The sequence below is a fragment of the Gemmatimonas sp. genome, assembly GCF_041689975.1.
Lineage (GTDB): Bacteria > Gemmatimonadota > Gemmatimonadetes > Gemmatimonadales > Gemmatimonadaceae > Gemmatimonas.
Genome location: NZ_JBDNFF010000390.1, coordinates 1 through 9,217 on the forward strand (window position 1 = coordinate 1; position 9,217 = coordinate 9,217).

Sequence of the window (9,217 nt, forward strand, 5' to 3'; positions counted from 1 at the left end):
CTTACGCAGGCCGTCGGCCACCCACGCGACATCTTGAGTTCGAACAACAAGGTCGGGTCGCGCCCACCAGAAACAGGTGAGATAGTGCGCACGGTACGCTTTGCGCGCCTCTCGAACGCTCACCATGGCACGAGCATGCTCGGCGCTCAGTTGGCGTCGACTTCGCTGACCGCCAAGGCGGCCTGCTTCAGCAGTGGTCATGGCGCGCAGCATATATCAATATAAGTGCTTATGATCTTAAGTGCAACCCACACAGCACTTTAGCTGTTACCACCGGACCGGTCATGGCGGCGATCCCGCCGCGCCCGGCATCGGCGACACTTCACTCCACCAATTCAGTATGACGTTGAAGTTGAGGCTCGCCGGCGGCTTCACGAACAGGAATCGCCCGTCGTTCGACACATCGAACGACCGCGCGTTGGGGTCGATGGCATAGCGCGACGCATCAAAGAGCGTGGTGGAGGCGCCGATCGGGTTCACTGAGGCGAGGGTCATGGCCGTGGCGACGAGCTTTCCTCGAGCATCCCGATGATACAGCTCACGTCCGCTACTGGTCCACACAGGGCGGAGCTGTACGTGTTGTTGCGCAATCCGGCGGTGTTGATGAAGCCACTCAGCGCCGCGGCGGCCACCGACGTGGTCCAGGCGTTTCGCCACCATCCGCGCTGGCAGGTGATCGGCTTCCCCGAGCGCAGCCGCGAGTTCCACGACGCCTTTTGGCCGCGCGTGGGGGAGAAGGGCTTCGCGCGGCGACGCGCGTACGATTGGCGCATGGCGTTGACGCTCTTGCAGCAGGGCGTGGTCGAGTTCGCGACCGTCAACACGAAGGATTTCGAGGGCTTCGGATTCACACGGGTGTGGAATCCGCTGGCGTGACACGTCCTTCACCCAACTTGCGCCGCGCTTACCGCACCTTGACCTCGAGCCGCGCGAGGTTGGCCTTGGCCTGCGCTAGATCGGGCTGTAGCGATGGCTCCGCGTTGGCCCGCAACGCGACGTCGCTGCGCCACGCGACAATGGCTTCGCGTGGCCGATCGAGACGTTCCAGCAGGCGGGCCTCGCGGCGAATGCGGGTCGAGGACAAGCGCCCCATTTCCAAACCCACGTGAAAGCGGCGATTCGCGGCCAAGGCGCGTGCTGGATCGTCGATGCGCTCCCAGAGATCCGCCAGCAGAGAGTTCATCAACGTATTAAGTCGATCATCGAGACTCGGTGCGTTGCGAAGCATCGAATCCAATTGTGCCAGACGCGCGCGCGCATCGGTGCTCTTGCGCGCGACAGCGAGATATGCACCAAGCATGTCATCGTAAACGATGCTTTCGTTACGTAGCCAAGATCTGCCTGTGGGAGACTTGAGCGCCGCCAACGATTGACGGGTGCGCATTACCGTCGCCGTATCGCCACGAGTGAAGGCCCAGAGTCCTACGTGAAACAGCGCCATTGCGCGATCCGTCGTGAGAGAGTCACTCGGATGCGCACGCAACCACTCGCCAAGCCCGGTCGCGCTGCGCCACCACGGAGTCTCCGTCCCACGTCAAGGCCGACAGCACGTCGTCGCTCATCGATTTGGGCGTGCCGGCTTCCTTCCGCATGGCGCCGGCGCGCGAGGGACGACCGGTATTCCATGCGAACTGACGTTCGAGGTACGGCACCGAAGTGCCGGCACGATTCGCACGCACCGACAGCGAGTCGGCGAGCGCCATGTTCGGAGACACACCGTATTCCGCATCGGCGCCGCTGGACATAATCGCCATCAGTGAGAGCTGATCACGCGGAAACGCATCGAGCATGGCCTTGGGAACACGGCGACCCGAGCTCCCTGCTGCCATGAGTTCAGTGAAGACGTAATTGTCACCAGTGGAGTCGACCCACGCCTGGGGTTTCATGGCCGCCGACGCCGCCGCCGAATCCTTGAGCGCCGCGTACAACATCCACTGATGTTCCAGCGCCGGTGCGAAGCTCGAATCAATCGCTTCGGCTCGCCGAAATGCTTGAAGGGAGCGCTCCGTTACGCTTGACTCCGCCGCAGCGCCGTCGTCGTGCAACAGCTGGTCGCCGTACTGAAATTACACCTCGGCACTGTTCGCTCGCGTGGCCAGCTCACCGAGCTCGCGATAGCGATCATGTCTGGACATGGGCACAGGGTAGGTGGAGCCCGTGATGGCGCTCAACAGCAACGAGTCGGCGCCTGTGAGGCGGTTGCGATGGCGCCACGCGCGATCGATCCAGTCACCAGGAATCGGATCCACCGGAGTCCATCCGTTGCTGCTGGAAACGCGCAGCGCCGCGAGCGCGAACGTGGTATCGGTGGCATAGGCGTCGGCGAATGCCTTGGCGGCGGCGGCGTAGCGTCCACGCCGATACTCGCCTTCGCCGGTGAGGCACGCTGTCAACGCCTCCGGGCGCATACTCAACACGGTGCACACGCGATCGCGCGTGGCGCCATCGCGCAGCGCGAGCAGTTCCGTGGTCAGTCGCGCGGCCGATGACACGAGACTGTCGGCCGGACCGGTCACCTGTGATTTCGCGATCTGGTTCCCATTCGCGACGTCGAGCAATCGCGCGGTAATGGTGAGTCGATCGGCGCTGCCGACCGCCTCACCGATGATCAGCTGCCCGGCCCCCGCGTCCTTCGCGACCCGTAGCGCCCCCACGTCATCGAGGTCCATATCGGCAGAAGCCGCCGCCCTGCGCCAGCGATCCATCACGAGACGTACGCCGAGCATGCGCGTGCCGGGCACGCTCTGGAGCTGCGGTACCATGAGGTCGGCCAATCCTTCGCGCACATTCTTGACCGCAGGCGCCGCACCACCCACGCGAAACGGCGCAATGGCAATGGCACGTTGATCGATCGCCGCGCTAGTTTCCGCGCCGCGCGAAATGAAGGCCGCGATGGCGATGAACACGACTGCCGCTGCGATGACACCGATCCGCCGTACTCGCGACGCACTCCCCGCGCGCACGGCTGGCGATGCGGCCGAGGCGGCGTTTACAGCGCCCTGCGACCGACTGAGCGACTCCATCACCGCAACAATATCGTCTGCACGTTGTGGTCGATCCGCCGGATTTTTGGCGAGACACTGCATGACGACCGTCGACAACGCGGCCGGAACACTTGGCGCAACGCTTTTCAGCGGCGGCGGCATGGTACCGATCTGCGCCGCGATCAGCGCCGAGCCACTGAGCCCGGCAAATGCGCGCTGTCCCGACAGCGTCTCGTACGCCACCAATCCCCACGCGTACAGATCCGCGCGGTGATCGAGTACGGGATCGGCCGCGATCTACTCGGGCGCCATGTAGGCCGGCGTGCCGATGGCCATGCCAACACCAGTCAGGCCGTCGGCCATTTCGCCGTTCTGCGTGGCCTCCGACAACGCTTCGGCCACGCCGAAGTCAGTCACCACCGCCGCGCCGCGCGCGAGCAGGATATTCTCCGGTTTGATGTCCCGGTGCGCGATCCCATGCGCATGCGCATCGGCGAGCGCGCGCGCGACGTCGCGCAGCACGGCCACCGCTGCACCCAATGGCATCGCGCCGCGCTGCAGTTGCTCACGCAGCGAGGCACCTTCCACCCACGGCATGGAGAATCACGGCACACCGCCCGCATCACCCGCGGCCAGCACCGGCACGATGTTGGGGTGCGACAGGCGCGCCGCCGTCAGAATCTCCCGACGAAACCGCTCGGCGGCCGCCGCCGCCAGCATGTCACCCGGGACCGTCTTGATGACCACCCGTCGGTCCAACGCGGTCTCGGTGGCGAGAAACACGCGCGACATACCGCCCCCGCCCAGCTCGCGCTCGAGGGAAAAGGTCGCTTGGAGATCGGCCTGCAATTGCGCGCGAAGGTCGGCTGCCACTGGCTCCGTGGGAAGAGTCGAGGGGAGGTACGACTCTGATTCCCGCGAGGGAACTCTAGCCTGTCGCAGGTGCGGGTCCGAAAAGTTCGTCGGCGGTGATCACCATCGATGGCAGGGCGGCATCAGACGTCCATGACACCGTGTCGCGCATGGTCACGGGAAACTCCGACGCTGCGGTCCATCGTTCCACCGTGCGTGCCGTGTCGTCGACGATCCACACCTCGCCAACACCGTGCCACAGGTACGCGGGACGTTTGCGATGACGATCGCGCTTACGCGTATGCGGGCTCGCGACTTCCACTACCAACACTGGCGTGGGCAGCTCCTTCCACGGGAGATTCGTGTCGTGCGGCGCCGGATACACCACAAGATCAGGCTCCAGCCACACGGTCTGGCTGATGTAGACACCGCCAAGCGCGCGAACGGCCCAGCCGGTGTGCGCACGACACCACGCGCCGATCGCCATGATCAGGTTGACGGCGGCGCGCTGATGCCCATTCGGAGGCAGCGGGGTCACCAGTAGCTCGCCGTGCAAGGTCTCGTAGCGATTGCCGTCGTCGGGCAATTGCTCCAGCTCGTCGACCGTCCAGATCGAGCGTTCCGCGAGCGGCGGTACTTCGCCCTGCGGATGCGCACGCCACTGCGGCATAGCCATACGGTCGGCTCGGCGACGGGGTGTGCGCAAGGGGCGAACATCCGCCGAGGGTAACGCCGACGGGGTACGCGTCCTTCACCGAAAGTACGCGGCTGGTCTCCGCATGCCGCCGGCACTACGCGTCATCGGTTCGCCAGCACGTCGTACTCCGTACACCCGAGCAGTCGCTCGTCGGCCGTTACCAGCGTCAGACCCATCACGCACGCCGTCGCGGCCAGGAATCGATCGGCCGGATCCTGATGCGTGAGCGTGAGCTGCCGGCTCATGATCGCGATGTCGTTCGTGATCGCCGCCTCGCGTCGCGGCATTGCGTCGAGCAGTTGCCGCACCCACGTTGTGGCATCCGACGTTACGCGCACGCGTCCCCGCTCGGCGAGCAGCGTTGCTTCCCACACGCTGATGGGCGACAACCACAGCTCGTTCTCGCCGGACTGTAACGCGGCGCGCACGGACGCCGAGAGCCGATCGGGATCGAGCAGTGCCCACAGCCAGATATGCGTGTCGAGGAGCAGCTTCACGGCGCGAGCGCTTCCCAGTCGTCGCTGGCGATGGGCGCGACGAGATCGCCGACAATGGTGCCGCTCGAACTCATGGAGCCCATCCAATCCGTGCCGACCGCAGCGGCCGACGGCGGGTTGATCTCGGCCACCGGCACGCCACGGCGCGTGACCAGCACCGACGTGCCGGTGCGACGGACGCGTTCGAGTACAGCGAGGCAGGTGGCCTTGAACTCGGAGATCGCGATGGACTGAACGGGGTTCGTAGACATGATAAAATCTACCATGGTCATCGACCATGGTCAACTTGGCTAAGCTAAGGGGAGGCGTTCACGTGATCGCTACGCGTTGCGCAACGTGAAGTCCACCTGAATCGCCTCGAAGGGGAACACGATACCGCCGCTCTCATGCCGATCGAGAATGCCGGCGTTGGGGAGCGCCGTGACGTCGCCGTGCACGGCCTTCACATCGCGACCCACGCGCCGCGCCGCCTCGCGAATGGAAACGGGGCCGGCGCCACAGAGCGTCTTGAGCAGCTCCCAACGCTTCGCGGTGAGTACGCGCCACAACAGTTCCGGCGTATCGAAGACGATGCGGGCCGACGTGTCGGCCCTTACCATGCTTCCACGTCTGCGCGAAGCCGGCCATCGCGTCGCGCGCGGGGCGCACTTCAAGCGTTACGGTTTTCATCGTTCCACCTCTCGATATCCGCCTGAAAGTCGGCAATGAGTTTGTCGGGCGTCGTGAAGCCATACGGTCGCTCAGCGGTACCGAGATGCCGATGATCACCCTTCCCCGCTTCGTTGTCGTAGCGCAGCACGCACTGCTGATCCACCACATACGCCAGCCGGTACTTGAACGAGTGCCTCGAATCCGGCAGCGGCTTCGCGACGCGCCACTGGACCATCTGGTCGAACGCGTCTTCGGAAAAGACGGTCTGTGTGCGCAGAAGGAGCGTGGCGCCCATGTTGGAGAATGTCCCAGCAATGGCGTGTGTTTCAATTACTCCAACGGGTGCAGGTCCGGCGACCGTTCGTCACGCGCGATCAGCCCTTTTATCGCCGCAAGGCGGTCCTCGAGGCGCTCGCACGCTCCGGCGACGTAAAAGTAGCAATACCACGTGGCGCCCTGCGTTCTCTGCGCCTCCGCGTCCTCCGCGTCCTCCGCGTCCTCTGCGTGATCGGTTCAGCGGCCTGCTCGTCGCCGCCCCCCGGGAGTCGTGCGCGGCGTACGGTGCGCACGGGGCAGTGGAACTGATAATGCAGAGGCACAGAGCAGGCAGAGAACGCAGAGGCGCTCCGCCAAACCCAGCCGGATTTTCTCGTCACTACGCGCGAAACCCATTCCCTCGCACAATGCATCGTCGAACGACAGGACCTGGACACCTTCGAGATATTCCGCTTGGCTTCATCGCGAAAAAAACAGCGCCGAACTCGGCACTCTCGAGAACATTGGAGCCCAGCGGCGACCCAAGGCCGTTCAGTGGAACGACTGGTTAAAACCACGCTAGTTCAGCAACGCCGAGGTCGCGACAGATTTTGTTCGCAAGATGGTTGTTGATTTCAGTGTGTCGCGGAATTGCGCTGCGTTTCTCGATGCTTGTATGGCGCCACCAAGAATGTCGCGCACCCTCACGCAATAGTTCGTAACTGGAGCCGTGAGGTGCTGGAGAAGATCACGGCGTTTCATACCGTGATGGGAAGTACCTCGTAGCTTTTACCGGCGGCGTTACGGGCCTCCGTTCGATTGAACTCGATGGCTTCCGCAAGACTCACCCGCAACGACTCCAGGAGTTCCTCACGCGTGGACTCTTGATAGTTGACGCCAGGCACTTCCTCGACCCAGCCAATCCACCAGTTGGCGTCTTGCTTTACAACCGCCGTAAACGTCTGCTTCATCTCTGGACCTTCGATAGCTGTGAGTATACCGAATCGGTTTTTGAACGGTTCAAACGGAAAATTATGGGGCTCGCCCGCTTCTGGGCGAGTCCCGTTTGAACGCAGGGCTAGCCGCAATACTGTCCAGATACGATTGCGATCGCCCTGACCTGTCCTTTCAGGGCCGGTGTCGCGCGACGACGCGTGGGCCAGCAGCGCAATGCCTGCATAGGGTGTCGTTGCGTTGTTTCGGCGAAGATTTGTGCCAATCCGCGATCAAGCGGTTCGTCAGCAGTCGCCGAGAACGGCATCACCGCGGATCAACGCGAACAACCACATGTTGTCGTTGCTGCGTATTCGCGAACACTCCCGCCAATCGGCGGTGAAGCGCACGACGGCCTCGCGCAGACGGTCACTCATGCGAACTCCTGCACGATGCGGCGCACGTGGAGTTCATCGTTGCTCACGGGCGATACACCTCGCGTCGGTGACCGATACGCACCACCATCACGACCAGCACGCGGTCGTGAATCTCGTACAGAATCCGAAGGTCTCCCTGACGCACGCGGTAGCGCTCCTGCCCTGACAGCTTTTCCGAACCGCTCGGGCGCGGATCGTGCGCCACGTGCTCGATGCGGGACATGACGCGGAGGCGGTCCTGCTTGGGCAGCTCGGCCAATTCCTTGGCGGCCGAGCGCTTGATCTCGATGCTACAGCTTCCCACGTCGCTTCAAGTCCTTGAGGGCGTCCTCGAAGCTGAGCGACGGTTCGCGCTGGCGCGCCTCGAACGACGCGAGATCATCGGCGTCTTCGGCCAAGCTGGCCCGCACGGCGGCGTTGACCAAGTCAGAGACGCTCACGTCGGTGGACGCCGCCTTTGCCCGCAGCGCCTGGTGCAGGCTGGGGTCGAAGATAGACGGTGGCGCGCTTGAGGGAGGACACACCGGACGGTACGAGATGGCTGATGTGACGTCAAGTTGCTAAAACGGCTAGACGTTCAACGGCCCATCTGTGCGGACAGCCGATCCAGGTCGCGCCAACTGATGCCCGCAACCGTTGAGACGCGTACCCTGCGCATACGCGAGCATCCCCCAAAGCCGCCCCACTGTTTCGGATGGAAGCCAGGACGCGCCGGCGAGTGGCAGGCTGGCCGTGCCAATTACTCCTATGCTGTTCCGTGCGCCGCGATGAATCCGACCATCGCCTCGCGCACCTCGCGCTCACACTCCACGTGTGGCGTATGCGCGCACGCCGGCAGGAGCACCACTTGCATCGGGCCACTCACTTGGCGTGTGATGGCGTCCACCTGCGTCATGGTACCGTAGGGATCGTCGAGGCCCTGAATGAGCAACACGGGACAGCGCACACCAGGTAAGCGCGATTCCATGTTCCACGCGCGGAATTCCGGGCGCAGCCAAGTCTCGGCCCATCCGTTGAACATGGCGTCCACGTCGCGGTGATACTTGCCGAGTTTGTGTCGTAGGTCGCCGTCGCGATACGCATCACGCGCGCGTTCGATCTCCGTCAGTCCGGCGTCCTCGACGAATACGTGTGGTGCTTCGATCACGATCGCGCGGGTCGACCATCGTGGGTCCGACGCATACAACAGCGCAATCGTCGCGCCGTCGCTGTGTCCGATGAGGATCGGATCGACGATGCCGCGCGCGGCGAGCACCGCTGGCAGCACCACCAGCGCTTCGTGCGAGAGGTAGTCGACGTGGCGAGGCTCGACCAACGGGTCCGACTGTCCGAAGCCGTAGCGCGAGTAGATGAAGACTCCACAGCCCGTCGCCTCTGCAACGCCATCAGGGAACGCTTTCCATTGCGCGATCGAACCGAGTCCTTCGTGCAGGAACACCAGCGCGGGACGATCCGGCGCGGTGGGCTCGATCCATCGGTACTCGAGTCGACGATCCGCGGCCGTCAGAAATCCGTACTGTTCACGCTCGCCAGCGCTCATGCGAGTACGCTCATGCGATGGCGCTCGCCGAGTGGGCGCGTTGGCGAAGTACGAACTTCTGAATCTTCCCGGTCGACGTTTTGGGCAGCGGCCCGAACACGACGGCCGTCGGCGCCTTGTAGTGCGCGAGAATGGCTCGGCAATGGTCGATCAACTCGTGCTGCGTGACCTCGTGCCCCGGTTGGAGCTCGACATACGCGCACGGTGTCTCACCCCACTTGTCGTCGGGGCGCGCGACCACCGCAGCCGCAAACACCGCGGGATGCCGATGCAGTGCGTCCTCCACCTCGAGTGAGCTGATGTTCTCACCACCGGAGATGATGATGTCTTTACCGCGATCCTTCACCTTGAGGTAGCCGTCGGGGTGAATC

General features: G+C 63.8%; 18 protein-coding genes and 1 pseudogene. 1 reads left to right on the plus strand and 18 read right to left on the minus strand.

Annotated features, from left to right (window positions below):
• Positions 1 to 213 (minus strand): hypothetical protein (locus tag ACESNG_RS22445; protein ID WP_373070931.1); only part of this gene is annotated, 213 nt, incomplete at its 3' end.
• A gap of 69 nt (positions 214 to 282) precedes the next feature.
• Positions 283 to 495: a hypothetical protein gene (locus ACESNG_RS22450; RefSeq protein ID WP_373060266.1), complete on the minus strand. Its 213-nt coding sequence runs from the start codon at positions 493 to 495 to the stop codon at positions 283 to 285.
• A 33-nt stretch (positions 496 to 528) separates the two neighbouring features.
• Here ACESNG_RS22450 and ACESNG_RS22455 point away from each other — a divergent pair, with 33 nt between their 5' ends.
• A complete protein-coding gene (locus ACESNG_RS22455; RefSeq protein ID WP_373060264.1) occupies positions 529 to 876 on the plus strand; it encodes a hypothetical protein in 348 nt (115 codons plus the stop codon).
• A gap of 28 nt (positions 877 to 904) precedes the next feature.
• Here the strand turns inward: ACESNG_RS22455 and ACESNG_RS22460 are convergent, their stop codons facing one another.
• The 16 genes and pseudogenes from ACESNG_RS22460 to ACESNG_RS22535 form a co-directional block, all read right to left on the minus strand.
• Positions 905 to 1,441: a hypothetical protein gene (locus ACESNG_RS22460; protein WP_373060262.1), complete on the minus strand. Its 537-nt coding sequence runs from the start codon at positions 1,439 to 1,441 to the stop codon at positions 905 to 907.
• Between the two features lie 22 nt (positions 1,442 to 1,463).
• Complete coding sequence (locus tag ACESNG_RS22465; RefSeq protein ID WP_373060260.1) at positions 1,464 to 1,931, minus strand: hypothetical protein; 468 nt, start codon at positions 1,929 to 1,931, stop codon at positions 1,464 to 1,466.
• A gap of 135 nt (positions 1,932 to 2,066) precedes the next feature.
• Positions 2,067 to 3,227, minus strand: coding sequence for a hypothetical protein (locus ACESNG_RS22470; protein ID WP_373060258.1), 1,161 nt, complete (start codon positions 3,225 to 3,227; stop codon positions 2,067 to 2,069).
• A gap of 54 nt (positions 3,228 to 3,281) precedes the next feature.
• The gene (locus tag ACESNG_RS22475) at positions 3,282 to 3,581 is read right to left on the minus strand and encodes a protein kinase domain-containing protein (protein ID WP_373060256.1); all 300 of its coding nucleotides are present in this window, start codon (positions 3,579 to 3,581) and stop codon (positions 3,282 to 3,284) included.
• Positions 3,582 to 3,587: 6 nt separating this feature from the next.
• Positions 3,588 to 3,857 (minus strand): hypothetical protein, encoded by a 270-nt coding sequence (locus ACESNG_RS22480; protein WP_373060254.1) that lies wholly within the window; start codon positions 3,855 to 3,857, stop codon positions 3,588 to 3,590.
• Positions 3,858 to 3,912: 55 nt separating this feature from the next.
• A complete protein-coding gene (locus ACESNG_RS22485) occupies positions 3,913 to 4,512 on the minus strand; it encodes a Uma2 family endonuclease (protein ID WP_373070933.1) in 600 nt (199 codons plus the stop codon).
• Between the two features lie 122 nt (positions 4,513 to 4,634).
• Positions 4,635 to 5,030: a type II toxin-antitoxin system VapC family toxin gene (locus ACESNG_RS22490; RefSeq protein ID WP_373060250.1), complete on the minus strand. Its 396-nt coding sequence runs from the start codon at positions 5,028 to 5,030 to the stop codon at positions 4,635 to 4,637.
• Positions 5,027 to 5,281, minus strand: a complete 255-nt coding sequence (locus ACESNG_RS22495; RefSeq protein WP_373060248.1) for a type II toxin-antitoxin system Phd/YefM family antitoxin — start codon at positions 5,279 to 5,281, stop codon at positions 5,027 to 5,029. The genes ACESNG_RS22490 and ACESNG_RS22495 overlap by 4 nt, the downstream gene beginning before the upstream one ends.
• Positions 5,282 to 5,350: 69 nt before the next feature.
• A pseudogene (locus ACESNG_RS22500) lies at positions 5,351 to 5,699 on the minus strand (DNA-binding protein).
• Positions 5,680 to 5,976, minus strand: coding sequence for a DUF6516 family protein (locus tag ACESNG_RS22505; RefSeq protein WP_373070935.1), 297 nt, complete (start codon positions 5,974 to 5,976; stop codon positions 5,680 to 5,682). The pseudogene ACESNG_RS22500 and the gene ACESNG_RS22505 overlap by 20 nt, the downstream one beginning before the upstream one ends.
• Before the next feature lie 718 nt (positions 5,977 to 6,694).
• Complete coding sequence (locus ACESNG_RS22510; RefSeq protein WP_373060244.1) at positions 6,695 to 6,907, minus strand: type II toxin-antitoxin system HicB family antitoxin; 213 nt, start codon at positions 6,905 to 6,907, stop codon at positions 6,695 to 6,697.
• 267 nt (positions 6,908 to 7,174) lie between these two features.
• On the minus strand, positions 7,175 to 7,306 hold the full coding sequence (locus ACESNG_RS22515; RefSeq protein ID WP_373060242.1) for a hypothetical protein: 132 nt from the start codon (positions 7,304 to 7,306) through the stop codon (positions 7,175 to 7,177).
• A gap of 43 nt (positions 7,307 to 7,349) precedes the next feature.
• Positions 7,350 to 7,610 carry a type II toxin-antitoxin system RelE/ParE family toxin gene (locus ACESNG_RS22520; RefSeq protein ID WP_373060240.1) on the minus strand — a complete coding sequence of 87 codons (261 nt, stop codon included), beginning with the start codon at positions 7,608 to 7,610 and terminating at the stop codon, positions 7,350 to 7,352.
• Positions 7,597 to 7,746 carry a hypothetical protein gene (locus ACESNG_RS22525; protein WP_373060238.1) on the minus strand — a complete coding sequence of 50 codons (150 nt, stop codon included), beginning with the start codon at positions 7,744 to 7,746 and terminating at the stop codon, positions 7,597 to 7,599. The genes ACESNG_RS22520 and ACESNG_RS22525 overlap by 14 nt, the downstream gene beginning before the upstream one ends.
• Before the next feature lie 305 nt (positions 7,747 to 8,051).
• Positions 8,052 to 8,846, minus strand: coding sequence for an alpha/beta fold hydrolase (locus ACESNG_RS22530; protein WP_373070937.1), 795 nt, complete (start codon positions 8,844 to 8,846; stop codon positions 8,052 to 8,054).
• A gap of 10 nt (positions 8,847 to 8,856) precedes the next feature.
• The coding region (locus ACESNG_RS22535; protein WP_407944714.1) for an AMP-binding enzyme at positions 8,857 to 9,217 on the minus strand (361 nt) is incomplete at its 5' end.